The following is a 16,008-nucleotide window of genomic DNA, read 5'->3' on the forward strand; positions in this document are numbered from 1 at the left end:
CCCCTGGCGATGTAAAGTCTACAACGTAGCTGAAAACTTACAAGTGTGAAGTCCGTCAGGCATATGAAAAAAAAAGTTCCGTATACCGATTATTTAACATTTTTCGAACGAGTTTTGTGCAATAAAATTAAGGAGAACCGCACCAGACAAGCCTTGCCGCAGTTTTGGCGCCTGGAACTAAAATCGCATCTTGTGGTCAAAAAAAATTCCAGGAATAATCTTAATTTTCCTCAATGATACAAATTTGAGTGAATTTTTAGGCCAGAAAGTTGTCCTCTGCGATAAGAATCTGGTCGAACCGGACGCATGATCAACCCGATCGCACTACCTTCTTCAGCCGCTTCAGTCAGTCGAAAATGTTCCTCATCGGTCAATTCGTCTGATAACCATCCAATCACCACGCTGTAATTCCCCGTACGTAACGCCCGGATCATCGATTCCACGGTATCGCAGGGAGAGAGTTGGTTAATTTGCATGACCTTTGTCAGCGGCAGGCCCGCGGACTGCACCCATTCACGGCTCAGTTTTTGTTGAGGCGTCAGCCAAAGCTGCCAGCGCGACTGCTGACCAAGCTGTTGTAATAACGGCAACAGCAGAAGTTGAGTGAGCAGGGGCTGGTCTTCACGATAAACCACTTCACTGATAAGCCCTGTCGAAACACGCCCGGTGGAATTCTGCGTGACATTGCCAGCGGAAGAAGAGAGAGAGGTTGAGCGATTTGCATAGCCTGAAGTGTACATATTCATTCCAGCCCTGTAGTTACTGTATGGATATACAGTAACCCCTGTATGCATAAAGATCAACCTCATTTTCGGAAAGCGACTCGCAAAATTCATTCATTATTGATGCGCCTGGAAAAATCATCTTGCTCAACGACGATAAGTTGCCTATTTTCCTGCTAACGGATCCGCTAGTAAGAAATTTCGTTGTTACTTTATGATTTTGAAGGGAAATATCATGAAAAAGATATCTTATGAACGGATTTATAAATCCCAGGAATACCTTTCACCCTTAGGTGAAATCCACCATCGTGCGCTGTTCGGGGGGTATACCCTGGCCGTAGATGATGCCGTCTTCGCTATGGTCTCCGACGGGGAGCTGTATCTCCGGGCCTGTGAGGAAAGTGCAAAATACTGTGTAAAAAATGCCTCATCATTCTTAACCCTGATGAAACGGGGTCGCCCGGTGCTGCTCAATTATTATCGTGTCGATGACGGACTGTGGCAGGACAGAGAACGGCTGCTTCAGCTCTCCTCGTTCGCGCTCAATGCGGCACGAAAAGAGCGTTCGCAGCGTGATCGGCGAAACCGCCTCAAGGACTTGCCCAATCTCACCTTTCAGCTTGAAGTGCTGCTCTTTGAAGCCGGAATCACTGATGAAGAGACGCTGCGGGAGCTGGGGGCCCGTGCGAGCTGGCTGAAGATGCGGGCGAAGAATAAAGCGCTCAGCATTAAAGTGCTCTTCGCACTGGAAGGGGCCATCGCCGGACTTCATGAAGCGGCACTCCCGGCGGGAATTCGCCGGGAGTTAACGGAGTGGTTTAATGCGCTGCCTGAGCCACAGGAGAATCACTCCTCCAGGTAGCGATCTGCAATTGCAGTCGGCAAATTTCTGGCAGCAGAGCGATAAGGAGGCCAATCTGCTGAAGAACCAGCGGTGCTTTGCTGTCGCTTCCCGGGTCAATATGCGTTATACGCTGAGCCAGTTCATCCAGCGCGTGTTGAACGCGAGGCTCATCGGCTGGTCGGTGATGAAGCGCGTCATCGACATAGCATACGGCATCATCCAGCAGGGCGAGGATGGCCGGGTGAGTCAATTTCTCACGGTGGGCACCCAGCGTCGAAATATAGCTGGTGAAGGTATGGTTCAGGCAGAGCAGGCGGAAAGCCGTTTCCCGAATTTCTGCCGTGGCGCGAGGCTCCGTGGACATGTTAGAGACCACCGAAGCCAGTTCAGCATCACAGTTATGCGCATCGCGACGCGCGATACGATAAGCCAGACGGTTATCGCGACCCTGATGATACTGCTCAAGGATGGCATCAAGGTATCGACAGTTCGCGTTCATCGCCCTGTCTACCACACGCGGTAAATTACGGAACCGCCAGTCCGGCCAGATAAAACTGACCGCCGCCCAGGCGATAGCGCAGCCAATCAGCGTATCTATCACGCGGGGCAGGGCCACTTCAAATCCTTCACCCAGCAGGTTAAAGCAGAGTAGCACCAGCAGCGTGATGAACATTGTGGCATGCGCATACTGCACATTACGAAAGGCGAAGAACAATACACCGGTGATCACGATCAGGATCAGCTGGCCTTCGACAGAGGGCACGAAATAGAGCACCGGCAGCCCAATAGCGACGCCCACCAGCGTACCAATAATACGTAGCGCAAGCCGGTGGCGGGTGGCGTTATAGTTTGGCTGGCAAACAAACAGGCTGGTCAGCAGGATCCAGTAACCGTGATGTAACCCGGTTATCTGAATGATGGCATAACCCACGCACAGCACCAGTGACATCCTCACCGCATGGCGAAACAGTGCCGATTCCGGCGTAAAGTTGCGGCTCAGTCGCAGCCACATATCGCTGAAGCTATGCACGCTGTCATCAGCAAGCTGATTCTCCACATCTTTATCGGGGAGCGCCATCGCCTGCTCGGATTCAATGGTAGCCAGTTGAGCATCTATCGCCCGCAGGTTATTCAGCAAAAATCCCAGTGCTTTAATATGTTCCGGCGATGTTCCACTGGCCTGAACGCGATCGAGCGCCGCATCAAGATGGCTAAATGCGCGTTCGAAGCGCGGGTCATGTTGATAGGGCGTACGCAGCAAAATGGAGCGTGCCAGCTGCTGGCACGCCTGAGACTGCATCGACAGCAGGCGCTGGAAGCGGAACATCACGTCGCTGTAACGGAACTTCTCGCGCAGGGCAGCATACTGAACGTGCGAGGAGCTGGCACGCTCATGAATATCCTGCGCCGCGAAATAGTAGTGCAAGGTTCTTCGCGTTCCGCGCTGACCGCGATCGCCCCGCAGACGGGTAAGCAGTGAGGCTTTCGTCTGGTTAAGCGTGGCGACCAGTTGACCGTTGGCCAGAGCCAAATCGTAGAGCGGAGACTGGCTCTCCTCCTCGATATCCGGATCGAAGAGCCGGGATTTTAGCTCAAGATAGTGGGCCAGTTGCTCAAAGCTGCGGGCAAGGTTGTCCTGAAGAGGGCGAACCGGAAAAATAAGATGCCCGGTTAACGTCAGCAGGTTATACCAGATGGCCCCCAGCAACAGCAGTATGGGCTGCTGGTACCATTGATCGTAAAGGGAAACACCCAGCATGGTGTAAATGGCGATCAGCAGGGCACCAAAGGCGATAGTGGCATAGCGCTGCCCAAGGCCGCCAAGCAAAATAAACCCGCTGGTAGAGAGCGTAAGGCCAATGGCAAACAGCCAGGGCCAGGGGAAGAGCAGCTCCACGGAGGCTGACGCGATAAAAAAACAGACCAGCGTAATCACAAGATTACGCAGGCGCCCGGCAAGGCGATCGTCCAGATCCGCCAGCGCCCCCGCAACCACTCCCAGCGTGAGCGGGATGGTGAGTTTTACGTCATTCAGCCACCACGGCAGGGCAACCGTGCCGCAAAGTGCGATAAATATTCTGACGTTATAAAGCCAGATGCTGTTCCAGGTATAACGGCGAAGCAGTGGGCTTAGCATAAGCACGGCCAGTCCTTATTTACTGAAAACGACGACGCGCGTTTGCTTCACGTGCCGCCTGTGCCACTTCTACCGGAACGACCCTGCGCCCGACTGGCCAAAGCGCGATGGCGGCAATCTTAAAGTTCGCGATCCCCACCGGAATACCAATAATGGATATGCACTGGGCAATACCGGCAAAGATATGCATCACACACAGCCACCAGCCGAAGAAAACCAGCCACAGAATATTGAGGACCGTGCCTCCCGTGTTCAGCAGTGCGTTTTTGCTCTCCGGGTTCAGTTCGTCAACGTGGACGGCTTCATTCCCGTACGGGATGAAAGAGAGTTTGGTGATTTCCCAGCAGGAGCGGGTCAGGGGGAGCGTAAAAATAAGGACGATGCTCACCAGCGTGGCAAAAAGCCAGGCAAGAGTGGTGGCAAAACCGCCTAACACAAAATTCAAAACATTCAGAACAGTACGCATAAACCCTCAGTTCCTTTCGATATGATTAACGCCCAGTGATTGTAACGTTTTTTTAGGCTGGAGCACCTTAAAACTGGCAGTTAAACTGTCAGGTAAATTATCTCTTCGTGGATTCGGCTGGACATGGAACTGAAAGCAACATCATTAGGCAAACGCCTGGCGCAACACCCCTACGACAGGGTTGTCCTCCTTAATGCCGGAGTGAAAGTCTCCGGAGAACGCCACGAATACCTCATTCCGTTTAATCAACTGCTGGCTATCCACTGTAAACGCGGGTTGGTCTGGGGCGAACTGGAGTTTGTCCTGCCTGACGATAAAGTCGTGCGCCTTCACGGCACCGAGTGGGCTGAGACCCAGCGCTTCCATCATCACCTGAATATGCTCTGGCAGCAGTGGAGCCAGGATATGAGCGTGATTGCCGCTCAGGTACTGCAGCAGGTACTGGATGATATTGCACAAAGTAACGAGCAACAAATGTGGCTCACCCGCCAGCAGACGGCCGGGTTGCAGCAAAAGATTAGGCAGGCGCTGGCGGCACTGCCGTTATCCGTGACGCGTCTTGACGAGTTCGACAATTGCCGTGACGCCTGGCGTCAGTGTCAGGCCTGGCTTGGCGATACAGACAAGAGCCGGCTGGCGCACAACCAGGCGTGGACAGATGCCATGCTGACCCGTTATGCCGACTTTTTCAGCACGGTTGAATCTTCACCGCTTAACCCGGCGCAGGCGCGCGCCGTGGTTAACGGCGAGCACTCCCTGCTGGTGCTGGCGGGTGCCGGAAGCGGCAAAACGTCGGTGCTGGTGGCCCGTGCGGGTTGGCTACTGACAACGGGTGAGGCTGTTGCCGACCAGATACTGTTGCTGGCGTTTGGCCGTAAGGCGGCCGAGGAGATGGACGAACGCATACAGGAACGCCTGCATACCCGGGATATTACCGCCAGAACCTTCCATGCCCTGGCGCTGCATATCATTCAGCAGGGCAGTAAAAAAGTGCCTGCCATCAGCAAGCTGGAAAACGACACGCAGGCGCGTCAGGCGCTGTTCATTAAGACGTGGCGTCAGCAGTGCAGTGAGAAAAAGGCGCAGGCTAAAGGGTGGCGTCAGTGGCTGGAAGAAGAACTCAACTGGGACGTACCGGAAGGCAATTTCTGGCAGGATGAAAAACTGGCTCGTCGCCTGGGCTCTCGCCTCGACCGCTGGGTTAGCCTGATGCGGATGCACGGCGGATCGCAGGCCGAGATGATTGAAAGTGCGCCGGAGACGATCCGCGCCCTGTTTTCGAAGCGGGTTAAGCTGATGGCCCCGATGCTGAAAGCCTGGAAAACCGCGCTGAAAGAGGAAAATGCCGTCGATTTCTCCGGTTTGATCCATCAGGCCATTATCATTCTTGAGAAGGGCCGTTTTGTCAGCCCGTGGAAGCATATCCTGGTGGATGAATTCCAGGATATCTCGCCGCAACGTGCCGCGCTGCTCTCGGCGTTAAGGGCGCAAAATAAACATACCTCGCTGTTTGCGGTGGGCGATGACTGGCAGGCTATCTATCGCTTCAGCGGGGCACAGCTCTCCCTGACGACTGCATTCCATCACTATTTTGGCGAAGGCGATCGCAGCGATCTGGATACCACCTATCGCTTCAATTCCCGGATTGGTGAAGTTGCTAACCGCTTTATCCAGCAGAACCCACATCAGCTGGCAAAACCGCTAAATAGCCTCCGGGCCGGGGACAAAAAAGCCGTTACCCTGCTGGCGGACGATCAGCTGGAGCCGCTGCTGGACAAACTGAGCGGCTATGCGAAGCCGGATGAACGTATTCTGGTGCTGGCACGCTATCACCATCTTAAGCCTGCGGCGCTGGAAAAAGCCGCGACCCGCTGGCCGAAGCTGCAGCTCGATTTTATGACCATCCACGCCAGCAAAGGACAGCAGGCCGACTATGTGATAGTGATGGGGCTTAAAGAGGGGAGCGATGGTTTCCCGGCTCCGGCACGAGAGTCGGTAATGGAACAGGCATTACTGCCGGTCCCGGAAGATTTTCCGGACGCCGAAGAGCGGCGTTTGCTGTACGTGGCGATGACCCGCGCGCGTCATCGCGTGTGGCTGCTGTTCAACAAAGAGGAGCCGTCGGTGTTTGTCGATATTCTGAAGAGTATTGATGTGCCAGTGGTGAGGAAGCCTTAACGGGATAGCGGAGCGGTAATATTGCAGGCCCGGTAAGCATGTCGCCACCGGGCAAAAAACTACTTCAGTCTTTCGGAAAGATAGCGCTGATAATCTGGGATCAGGATCTCAACCGGTGAGTTGAAGTGTGGTGATTCAATGATGAAATCTGCCGTCGACAGGTTCGTCGCCACCGGAATATTCCATACCGTTGCCAGACGCAGCAGGGCTTTGACATCCGGGTCGTGCGGAACCGCATTCAGCGGATCCCAGAAGAAAATCAGTACATCAATTTTCCCTTCAGAAATCTGAGCGCCGACCTGCTGGTCGCCGCCCATCGGGCCGCTCAGCATGGCATTGACCTCCAGACCCGTTTCGCGGTGGATCAGGTTACCGGTTGTCCCGGTCGCTGAGAGAGCATGCTTTTCCAGCAATGGCTGATGGCGGCGAACCCAGTTAAGCAGCATTTGTTTACAGTGATCGTGCGCAACCAGAGCAATGTGTTTGCGTTCCGGTAGCGTGCGTGTTGTCAGTTCCATAATCTTATCCATCAGGTTAACTGACTACACGATGACGGGAACCGCCTGACGCTGCAAGAGAAAGGCGAAAAAAATGTGGCTTATGATGAAGGTTGTTGCTTTACCCACTGTAAAAAACGGGCCCGGGTCTCAGGATCGGCCTGCTGGAACCAGAATTTAAGACGCTGTTCCGTCAGCGTCTGGGACTGTGGCGGAATAACATCCAGCTCTGAGACACCGGACAGCAGCGTACTGTCGTCGGCCATCCTGGTGGCAAACTGTGGAAGGGAAGCGCGTTTGCCTGCCTTGTTATAGATTTCGGTCGCGGCCTCGTAATCGGTGCCTTTCGGGGACGAGGTTAACGCCAGAATATCGAGTTTTACCGGAATCGGCATTGAATCCCCGTCCAGCAGTTCAAGGCGCGGAGAGGCGTCAAAGGCCGCCGACTCTTTTTCGGTTTCAAGACGCGGGAGGGTAATGTTCACCTGACTGACCCGCTGGGTATTAAAACTGACAATCAGCGGCGCAGAGATATACATGCGTTGTTCATGATTAGCGAGGCCGATGGTTTTTTCTACCCGCAATACCAGCTGGTGTGGCCCATTATCAAGTTCGATGCTGTCCGCACCGCGCAACAAGGAACTGGACACTTTTTTTCCGTCCAGCACCAGCAGATCAATATCCGTTGAAAGCCGTAGCGTGGTCGCAAAGACGCAAACTGGCATCACTAACGCAATCACAGCAGTGGCAATGCCGGTTTTCATAGAGGGCTCCTGTTGAAATGACTCGGCCGCGGTAATGTATCCAAATATTTCGATAATCACGTTTACTAACATATAGACATATTCTGCCGTTTTGCCCTCATGCATCTGCATGGGATGCATGGTTGAGATGTGCGCTTTGACGTACACTCATAAAAAAGCCTGGAGGAAAACCATGAAAGAGAACGAAATTGCCGAGATTCTGACATCGACGCGCACGATTGCACTGGTAGGGGCAAGCGATAAACCGGATCGCCCAAGCTACCGGGTGATGAAGTACCTTCTCGATCAGGGCTATCACGTCATCCCTGTGTCGCCGAAAGTGGCCGGTAAAACCTTACTCGGTCAGCAGGGATACGCCACGCTGAACGAGGTACCTGAAAAAGTCGACATGGTGGATGTTTTCCGCAACTCCGAGGCAGCGTGGGGAGTGGCACAAGAGGCCATCGCCATCGGCGCGAAAACGCTGTGGATGCAGTTGGGTGTCATTAACGAGCAGGCGGCGGTGCTGGCGCGAGAAGCCGGTCTGACGGTGGTAATGGACCGATGTCCGGCGATTGAGATTCCCCGTCTGGGGCTGGCGAAGTCATAAAAAAAAGCCCGTTTATCGGGCTTTTTTTACACGCTTAGTTCCGCAGGCGCGGGGCCTGTAACTGTTTGCGGATAGTCTGAGCAAGTTCATCCATCGTGGGTTGCTCTGGATGCTCATCCTGCAGTTCGCTACTCAGCTGCGCTTCAGCAAGGTAGGTGTGAACGGGTTGTCCATCATCCCCCTCCATCACCACATGATACCAGGGCGCGGCGCGAAGCTCTGCGTTAACCGCCAGCTCATCCGCTGACGGTTCATCAAGGGAATACTCCGGGTCGATATCCACGACCACACCCAAATACCCTAGCAAAGTGTGGCGGACCTGCTGGCCGATACCGAATTTGCTGGCAATCATAGTCACCTCCCGGGAAACACTACTTACACGTTATGTGCGGGCAATATTTCTCTTTTCAAGTTACATGACGCGACAGGCAAACCCTTTCAGATACAGCCCTTCCGGGTAGGTAGCGATCACCGGGTGATCGGCTGCCTGACGGAACTGTTCTATAAATTGTACATCACGACCAGCATCTATTGCGGCATCAGCGATGATTTTCTGAAATAAATCTGTGGTCATCAGGCCGGAGCAGGAGAAGGTGAGAAGCACTCCACCCGGGTTCAGCAGCTGGATGGCCAGCATGTTGATATCCTTATAGCCGCGGCAGGCACCCATCAGCTGACTTTTGTTCTCCACAAACTTCGGTGGATCCATCACGATGACGTCGAATTTCTCGCCCTGATCGCGATACTTACGCAGCAGCTTGAAGACGTCATCGCGAACAAACTCGGCTTTGCTCAGATCCAGCTTGTTCAGCTCGACGTTTTGTTTCGCCACGTCCAGCGCTTCCTGAGAGGTATCAACGCTGACAACCTGGGCACAGCCGCCCATCAGCGCCGAGACGGCGAAACCGCCGGTATAGGAGAAGCAGTTCAGCACGCGTTTGTCGGCAACATACTGGCGAGTGGCCAGGCGGCTGTCACGCTGGTCCAGGTAGTAACCCGTTTTATGGCCGCCCTGGATATCCACCAGCAGCTTCATACCGTGCTCTTCGATTGGCAACAGGGCAGGCGGCAGTTCACCAGTGACCGGACCTTGCGTCAGCTCCATGCCCTCTTTTTTGCGCACTGCCACATCGCTGCGGTCATAAATGGCGCATTCCGGGAAAACCGATTGCAACGCGCTGATCAGCGCAGCACGTTGATATTCAGCCCCTGCGCTTAACAGTTGCAGTACCAGGAAGTTACCGAAGCGGTCGATCGTCACGCCAGGCAGACCGTCAGACTCACCGGCAATCACACGGTAGCTGTCCAGACCGTCACGCTGTGCCAGCCACTCACGCCACTGCTGCGCCTGCTGTAAACGACGAACGAAGAAATCAATATCGATCGTTTCATCTTTATCAAAGGTCCAGACGCGAGCGCGGATTTGGGACGCTGGCGAATATGCGCCTCGCGCTAACCATTTCCCCTGATGGTCAACGATATCGATGGTCTCTCCGAGGCTGGCTTTGCCTTCCATACGGGCTACTGCACCGGAAAAGACCCAGGGATGGCGGCGCAATAATGACTTCTCGCGCCCTTTGGCTAACACTAAACGTACACTCATAATTTGCTATTCTGTCGATTCCAGGGAAATGGCGCGTAGAGTAGCACATTCAGCAAGTCGCAATCATCTGCGGATGCCTTTGAGCGTTTCGGCACAAAATCAAATCGCTTAGGCACAGTGCTGCACTGCAGTGGGCTTTACAGTAGGGTTTCCGGTACAGCAAAGGGAAACACAAATGAGAAAGCGCCTTGCGATAGCAGTAACCACCCTGGCGGTGGTCAGTTTTCATGTTTTAGCGGCATCGTCTTTCACCATCAGCAGTCAGGATCTGGCCAGTGAACGCCCGTTGTCGCAACAGCAGGTGTTTGACGGGTTTGGGTGTCACGGTGGGAATCACTCTCCACAACTGGCGTGGAAAAATCCGCCTGTCGGGACGAAAAGTTTTGCAGTCACGGTATTTGACCCTGATGCCCCTACCGGAAGTGGATGGTGGCACTGGACGGTGGTCAATATTCCCCTCCAGACGCTGGCGCTTCCCGCCGATGCCGGAAACCCGAAGGGTGAGACATTACCGGCCGGGGTTGTGCAGGGGCGTAATGATTTCGGTTATTCTGGTTTCGGCGGCGCATGTCCGCCCAAAGGGGATAAGCCGCACCGTTATCAGTTTACCGTCTGGGCGCTGGATGTGGATAAATTGCCTGTCGACAGGAATGCCAGCGGCGCGCTGGTGGGTTTTATGCTTAACAGTCACGTCCTGGCGAAGGCCAGCTTAACCGTTACCTACAGCAGATAAGGATGGCATGGTGCAGGGAGTCCAGTTTCAACATAAACATTTGACGGCTGGTGAAGTGAGCGCCAGTAAAATGCATCACCTGCACCAGGTTAAACTCTTTCTTCCTGCCATTTGCCATATCACTCACGGCAGTAAAGTGATTGTTCAGGACGATAACCGCCTAGTGGCGACGAAAGCGTCGCTGATCATTATTCCCGCCAATACGCCGCTGGAGATCATAAATCAACCCGCGAATGGTCTCTTTCGTTCTGACTTATTGATGTTGTCACCGGAGCTTCTGGCGGAGTTTAAAACGCATTACCTGAAATCCTGGCCGCGAACAGAATTACATTCCCTCTGTGCTCCCCTGAGTGAGGGGCTGGCATTTATGTGGGGTAACCTGCTGCATGCCGTGCGTCAGGATTTACCGGAGGCGTTACAAAAGCATCAGGCTTTCGGCCTTTTGCTGGCATTGCTACATGACGGCGTCGCAGGGCCGTTGCTTATAGAGCGTAATAGCCACCTGTCCGAGCAGGTGCGGCAGTTCATCATGCTGTCGCCTGCCAGGGCCTGGACTGCACAGGATGTTGCCAGCCGCCTGGCATTGAGCGTGCCGACGCTACGCAGACGGTTACGCGAAGAGTCGCAGAGTTTTCGCCAGATTGTTGAGGAGGTGAGGATGGCCGTTGCGCTGTCACACTTACAGTCAACCCGGTTACCTATTGGCGAAATCGCATTACAATGTGGTTATCTTTCCAGCTCTCGTTTTACTGCCCGTTTCCGGCAACATTATGGCTGTTTGCCGAAAACGCTACGTTAAGGAGTAGAAAAATGTCAAAAATCTGCACAATTGCCTGGGTACACGGCATGGTTCAGGGCGTCGGATTCCGTTACAGCACGCAGCGCGAAGCTATGCAGCTGGGGCTCACGGGATACGCGCGAAACAGGGATGATGGCAGCGTTGAGGTCGTTGCCTGTGGTGATGCGGAGCAGGTTGAAAAGCTGGTTGCATGGCTGAAAGCTGGTGGGCCGCGCAGCGCGCGGGTTGATAAGGTTTTAACCGAACCCCATCAACCCGGCCGGGAATACGTTAACTTCGGTATTCGCTACTAAATGCATTTCACCGGTTTTGGCAGGCCGGCAATTTTGGTGGCCTGTTTTGCCGGGCCTTTCGGGAACAGGCGATACAGGTAACGGCTGTTGCCTTTCTCTTCACCGAATTTATTGGCCATTGCCTTGACCAGCATGCGGATCGCCGGGGAGGTGTTGAATTCGAGATAGAATTCGCGCACAAAACGCACCACTTCCCAGTGTTCCGGGGAGAGGGCGATACCTTCGTTTTCGGCGATTTTTTCCGCCAGCGGCTCGCTCCACTGGCTGCTCTCTTTCAGATAACCGTCGTTATCAGTTTCAATCTCTTTACCTTCAAAACTCAACATAGTCATTCACGCGTCAGTCAAAAACCGCAGCAGTGTACCAAAAAACAAAGCCCCGCATAAGCGGGGCTCTGGTTCACAGCATTGTTGATTAATCGCGGCTGGCGAAGCCCAGGATGCTCAACAGGCTGACAAAGATGTTGTACAACGATACATACAGGCTCACGGTGGCGCGAATGTAGTTCGTCTCACCGCCGTGAATGATATTGCTGGTTTCATACAGGATTGCGCCAGAAGAAATCAGAATAAACACGGCGCTGATCGCCAGGTGCAGGGCAGGCAGCTGCAGGAAGATGTTTGCCACCATACCTACCAGCACCACCACGATGCCTGCCATCAGCATACCGCCGAGGAAGGACATGTCCTTACGGGTGGTCAGCACATAGGCCGAACAGCAGAAGAACACCAGCGCGGTACCGCCCAGCGCCATGCCAATCACGTCGCCCATACCGGCGGACAGATAGGCGTTAAGGATGGGCCCCAGGATATAGCCCAGGAAACCCGTAAAGGCGAACGCGGACAGAATACCCACCGGTTTGTCAGCAGTTTTGTAGGTCAGGAACATCAGACCATACATCCCCACCAGCGTCAGGATCAGACCCGGTGACGGTAGCATCAGTACGGTGCTGGCCGTTGCGGTCATCGCCGAGAATGCCAGCGTCAGGCTGAGCATGAAATAGGTATTGCGCAGCACCTTGTGGGTACTGAGTAGCGATGTGCGGTCGCGTGAAGAAGTAATTATACGATCCATGAGTCACTCTCTTATGACAGATGTAATTAGCGGAAAGAATAGGAAACGGCGCGCCAGTCTCAAAGTGGTTTTACCCATCTTTACTCAGGACGTTAGCGTTACTGCTGGTTGTTTATTCTTCAGAAAACCTTTTCAGCAGAATGAACAACGGTTTGCTTCATTTATTCAGATCAAGCTCTTATAGGTTACTGAAAAATATTGCGTTATTACACTTTGAGCGCTAAGTGTTATTTCCGGATCGTCAAAAAACAGACAATAAGGCGAAGGAAATGAAACCACAAGCACGCACGCGCTTTACACTCTCTTTGTTAACGGCAGGGATCCTGTGCGCCAGCACGGCGACCTGGGCGGCTAACGTGCCAGCAGGAACACAGCTGGCCGATAAACAGGAACTGGTCAGAAACAACGGTAATGAACCGGCCTCACTTGACCCGCATAAAGTCGAAAGCGATGTCGAATTCAATATTATCAGCGATATCTTCGAAGGGCTGGTTAGCGTTTCTCCAACTGGTGAAATACAGCCACGGCTGGCAGAAAAATGGGAAAACAAAGACAACACCGTCTGGACTTTTCATCTGCGTCCAGGCATCACATGGAGTGACGGCACCGCGATTACCGCGCAGGATGTGGTCTGGAGCTGGCAGCGTCTGACAGACCCCAAAACCGCCTCGCCGTATGCCAGCTATCCGGGCAACATGCATATTGTTAACGCCGCTGATATCGCTCAGGGGAAAAAAGCACCGGATATGCTGGGTGTAAAAGCCATTAACGATACCACGCTTGAGGTCACGCTGACTCAACCTAATGCCGCATTCCTTGCCATGCTGGCCCACCCGTCGCTGGTGCCGGTGGATAAGGTGCTGATTGGCCGGTTTGGTGATAAGTGGACCAAACCCGAGCATATCGTCACCAGCGGAGCGTATAAACTGTCGCAGTGGGTGGTTAACGAGCGCATCGTGGCGGAGCGTAACCCGCGCTACTGGGATAACGCACATACCGTTATCAATAAAGTGACCTATCTGCCGATCACCTCCGAGGCCTCGGAAGTAAACCGTTTTAAAGCAGGTGAAATCGATATTGTTTATACGGTGCCGATCAACCAGTTTGCCCAGCTCAAGAAAACCCTGGGTAGCCAGCTGGATGTCTCCCCGCAGCTTGCCACCTATTACTATGAATTCAACACCACCCGGCCGCCATTCAACGACGCGCGTGTACGTAAGGCGCTGAACATGGCGCTGGATAAAGAGATCATTGCCGGGAAGGTATTAGGGCAGGGGCAGCGTCCGGCGTGGCTTATCAGCCAGCCTGATATTGGCGGTGTGACGCTCCAGAACCCGGACTATGCCAGCTGGCCGATGGATAAACGAATCGAAGAAGCGAAAAAGCTGCTGGCCGAAGCCGGCTTTAACGCCAGCCATCCGCTGCGTTTTAACCTGCTCTATAACACCTCTGAATCGCACCAGCGCATCGCGATTGCCGCCAGCTCGATGTGGAAGAAAAACCTTGGGGTGGAGGCGAAGCTGCAAAATCAGGAGTGGAAAACGATGCTCGATACGATGCATACCCACGACTTTGACGCAGTGCGCTACGCCTGGATTGCCGATTACGACGATGCTGCCACTTTCCTGAACAACTTCCGTACCGGTGACAGCGAAAACACCAGCCAGTACAGCAATCCGGAGTATGACCAGGCGCTGGTGAACGCCGCGAAAGCCAAAACACCGGCAGAGCGCGGTAAGTTCTATCAGCAGGCGGAAGATTTGCTGGCGCGCGATGTGCCTGCCATCCCGGTATATCACTATGTCCGCACGCACCTGGTCAAACCGTGGGTGGGAGGATTCACGCCGGACAAGCTGGGATACTATTTCACCAGGGACATGTATATCAAAAAACACTGAGCATGAACGCTGAATTTTGTGCTGATAAAATGGCCGATACGTTGTCTATTCAACCGATTAAACGCGTTTTGGCTATTTTTAAAGCGAACGAATGCGGTCACTCTTTACAGCATGCGGAGAGGTGTTTATAGTTCGCCTCACTTAGGAAGTGTGGCCGAGCGGTTGAAGGCACCGGTCTTGAAAACCGGCGACCCGAAAGGGTTCCAGAGTTCGAATCTCTGCGCTTCCGCCAGACATAAAAGCCCTGCGATAGGCATATCGCGGGGCTTTTTGCTTTTAAGGGGCATGGATAGCACCCACAGAAAAAAATAGAAAAATTCCTGCTTTACAAGGCGCTAATAGATGTTTATAGTGCGCCTCACTTTGGAAGCGTGGCCGAGCGGTTGAAGGCACCGGTCTTGAAAACCGGCGACCCGAAAGGGTTCTAGAGTTCGAATCTCTACGCTTCCGCCAAATTTGAAACCCAGGTCGTTATGCGACCTGGGTTTTTTCTTTTTGTCGGTTTTCAGTATGCCATTGCCGTCTGGCTTGCGTCGGTGGGGCTAAGAATCCATTGGACGGATTAGTAACCGGCATCTGTTACATCTTGCTCCTGGTGTTCCAGGATAATGCCAGCGATGATGTCATTGGGGTTATCCACCCGATCTGGTCGTTTTATGACGTGAGTCGTTCCCTTCTCAAAATAGTTAATAGCAAACATCTCATCTTCATCACGATTGCAATGCCTGTTTTCATCAATGAGAGCATTCAGTCGTCTGGTTACATTTTCATGGTTATCGGATGTAGCCACACGCTCTAAGGGAATCAGCCTCACAGGTACGCCCTTATGCATATAACTTACGGAACGATGGACACCCTTCCGAATTTTTTCAAACTACGCAGAACAGGTTGTTGTTCAAGGTCGTACCCACTCCTCGAACGATACCTGAGATGTACATATCACGAGTACTGGGGCGAGGCATGCAAAAATCCCCTGCGATATTTGTTTTTCTGATGAAAATAATAAGACCCATTTAAATAAATAATAAAAATGGTGAAGGCCAGTAAATGTCGCCAATTTTTCACACAGGCAGGTACGTTCTGCCTTTCATTTTTTGATAAAAGTACAAAATCAGATATTTCATATGATTGATGAGATTTTATACAAAGTTGTCCCTAAATTAAATTGATCACTTACTGTACACCCTTATTTCATAAGGGTTAAAGGGGTATGCAAGAAAATTCTTATAAATCAGAAAGATGATCTTTGGCTGTCAGGATTCTAATAGGAAACATTTTGTTACATTTTTTGATTTCCGATCGGGTGGGGAACGTTCCTACACTCCGGCCATTGGGTCTTATCCGAAATTTTTTCATTTCAGACAAATACTCAAAAACAAATATTGTGTCGATATGCTGGTGAATGGAATGC

General features: G+C 52.8%; 17 protein-coding genes and 2 tRNA genes. 9 read left to right on the forward strand and 10 right to left on the reverse strand.

Going from position 1 to position 16,008, the window contains the following annotated elements; all coding sequences use genetic code 11:
- Positions 1-230: 230 nt before the first annotated feature.
- Positions 231-740, reverse strand: a complete 510-nt coding sequence (sulA, locus tag JTA15_RS03445) for an SOS-induced cell division inhibitor SulA (protein ID WP_032677816.1) — start codon at positions 738-740, stop codon at positions 231-233.
- A 217-nt stretch (positions 741-957) separates the two neighbouring features.
- On the opposite strand from sulA, the gene JTA15_RS03450 reads away from it, so the two are divergent.
- Positions 958-1,584, forward strand: coding sequence for a TfoX/Sxy family DNA transformation protein (locus JTA15_RS03450; protein WP_020884792.1), 627 nt, complete (start codon positions 958-960; stop codon positions 1,582-1,584).
- On the opposite strand, the gene yccS is transcribed toward JTA15_RS03450, so the two are convergent.
- Together yccS and JTA15_RS03460 are read right to left on the reverse strand one after the other, a co-directional pair.
- Positions 1,541-3,703 carry a YccS family putative transporter gene (yccS, locus tag JTA15_RS03455; protein WP_219372865.1) on the reverse strand — a complete coding sequence of 721 codons (2,163 nt, stop codon included), beginning with the start codon at positions 3,701-3,703 and terminating at the stop codon, positions 1,541-1,543. The genes JTA15_RS03450 and yccS overlap by 44 nt on opposite strands.
- A gap of 19 nt (positions 3,704-3,722) precedes the next feature.
- Complete coding sequence (locus JTA15_RS03460; protein ID WP_025204535.1) at positions 3,723-4,169, reverse strand: YccF domain-containing protein; 447 nt, start codon at positions 4,167-4,169, stop codon at positions 3,723-3,725.
- 123 nt (positions 4,170-4,292) lie between these two features.
- Here JTA15_RS03460 and helD point away from each other — a divergent pair, with 123 nt between their 5' ends.
- Positions 4,293-6,347: a DNA helicase IV gene (helD, locus tag JTA15_RS03465; RefSeq protein WP_219372866.1), complete on the forward strand. Its 2,055-nt coding sequence runs from the start codon at positions 4,293-4,295 to the stop codon at positions 6,345-6,347.
- Positions 6,348-6,406: 59 nt separating this feature from the next.
- Here the strand turns inward: helD and mgsA are convergent, their stop codons facing one another.
- Both mgsA and JTA15_RS03475 read right to left on the reverse strand, forming a co-directional pair.
- On the reverse strand, positions 6,407-6,865 hold the full coding sequence (gene mgsA / locus JTA15_RS03470) for a methylglyoxal synthase (protein ID WP_020884788.1): 459 nt from the start codon (positions 6,863-6,865) through the stop codon (positions 6,407-6,409).
- Positions 6,866-6,945: 80 nt separating this feature from the next.
- Positions 6,946-7,608 (reverse strand): DUF2057 family protein, encoded by a 663-nt coding sequence (locus JTA15_RS03475; RefSeq protein ID WP_041162938.1) that lies wholly within the window; start codon positions 7,606-7,608, stop codon positions 6,946-6,948.
- A gap of 172 nt (positions 7,609-7,780) precedes the next feature.
- On the opposite strand from JTA15_RS03475, the gene JTA15_RS03480 reads away from it, so the two are divergent.
- Positions 7,781-8,197: a CoA-binding protein gene (locus JTA15_RS03480; protein ID WP_025204532.1), complete on the forward strand. Its 417-nt coding sequence runs from the start codon at positions 7,781-7,783 to the stop codon at positions 8,195-8,197.
- Positions 8,198-8,231: 34 nt separating this feature from the next.
- On the opposite strand, the gene hspQ is transcribed toward JTA15_RS03480, so the two are convergent.
- On the reverse strand, positions 8,232-8,549 hold the full coding sequence (gene hspQ, locus JTA15_RS03485) for a heat shock protein HspQ (RefSeq protein ID WP_013097248.1): 318 nt from the start codon (positions 8,547-8,549) through the stop codon (positions 8,232-8,234).
- Between the two features lie 60 nt (positions 8,550-8,609).
- Positions 8,610-9,800, reverse strand: a complete 1,191-nt coding sequence (gene rlmI, locus JTA15_RS03490; RefSeq protein ID WP_219372867.1) for a 23S rRNA (cytosine(1962)-C(5))-methyltransferase RlmI — start codon at positions 9,798-9,800, stop codon at positions 8,610-8,612.
- A gap of 175 nt (positions 9,801-9,975) precedes the next feature.
- Between rlmI and JTA15_RS03495 the strand changes: the two genes are divergently transcribed.
- Genes JTA15_RS03495 through yccX form a run of 3 tightly spaced genes read left to right on the forward strand, consistent with a single transcriptional unit; the run spans position 9,976 to position 11,625 of the window.
- Positions 9,976-10,533 (forward strand): kinase inhibitor, encoded by a 558-nt coding sequence (locus JTA15_RS03495; RefSeq protein WP_059306083.1) that lies wholly within the window; start codon positions 9,976-9,978, stop codon positions 10,531-10,533.
- Between the two features lie 7 nt (positions 10,534-10,540).
- Complete coding sequence (locus JTA15_RS03500) at positions 10,541-11,332, forward strand: AraC family transcriptional regulator (RefSeq protein ID WP_063925133.1); 792 nt, start codon at positions 10,541-10,543, stop codon at positions 11,330-11,332.
- A gap of 11 nt (positions 11,333-11,343) precedes the next feature.
- Positions 11,344-11,625, forward strand: a complete 282-nt coding sequence (yccX, locus tag JTA15_RS03505; RefSeq protein ID WP_020884783.1) for an acylphosphatase — start codon at positions 11,344-11,346, stop codon at positions 11,623-11,625.
- Here yccX and tusE read toward each other — a convergent pair.
- Both tusE and yccA read right to left on the reverse strand, forming a co-directional pair.
- Positions 11,622-11,951: a sulfurtransferase TusE gene (gene tusE, locus JTA15_RS03510; protein ID WP_020884782.1), complete on the reverse strand. Its 330-nt coding sequence runs from the start codon at positions 11,949-11,951 to the stop codon at positions 11,622-11,624. The two genes, yccX and tusE, sit on opposite strands and share 4 nt — an antisense overlap.
- 88 nt (positions 11,952-12,039) lie before the next feature.
- Positions 12,040-12,699, reverse strand: a complete 660-nt coding sequence (gene yccA / locus JTA15_RS03515; RefSeq protein ID WP_014169445.1) for an FtsH protease modulator YccA — start codon at positions 12,697-12,699, stop codon at positions 12,040-12,042.
- A 269-nt stretch (positions 12,700-12,968) separates the two neighbouring features.
- On the opposite strand from yccA, the gene JTA15_RS03520 reads away from it, so the two are divergent.
- The 3 genes from JTA15_RS03520 to JTA15_RS03530 all read left to right on the forward strand — a co-directional run bounded on the left by JTA15_RS03520 (position 12,969) and on the right by JTA15_RS03530 (position 15,050).
- Positions 12,969-14,597: an ABC transporter substrate-binding protein gene (locus JTA15_RS03520; RefSeq protein WP_219372868.1), complete on the forward strand. Its 1,629-nt coding sequence runs from the start codon at positions 12,969-12,971 to the stop codon at positions 14,595-14,597.
- A gap of 144 nt (positions 14,598-14,741) precedes the next feature.
- A tRNA-Ser gene (locus JTA15_RS03525) sits at positions 14,742-14,829 on the forward strand.
- Positions 14,830-14,962: 133 nt separating this feature from the next.
- Positions 14,963-15,050: transfer RNA gene (locus JTA15_RS03530), tRNA-Ser, on the forward strand.
- 109 nt (positions 15,051-15,159) lie between these two features.
- Here JTA15_RS03530 and JTA15_RS03535 read toward each other — a convergent pair.
- On the reverse strand, positions 15,160-15,411 hold the full coding sequence (locus JTA15_RS03535; protein WP_370629316.1) for a DUF4942 domain-containing protein: 252 nt from the start codon (positions 15,409-15,411) through the stop codon (positions 15,160-15,162).
- Positions 15,412-16,008 lie beyond the last annotated feature (597 nt).

Source organism: Enterobacter sp. BIDMC 29 (genome assembly GCF_019378755.1).
Taxonomy (GTDB): domain Bacteria; phylum Pseudomonadota; class Gammaproteobacteria; order Enterobacterales; family Enterobacteriaceae; genus Enterobacter; species Enterobacter ludwigii.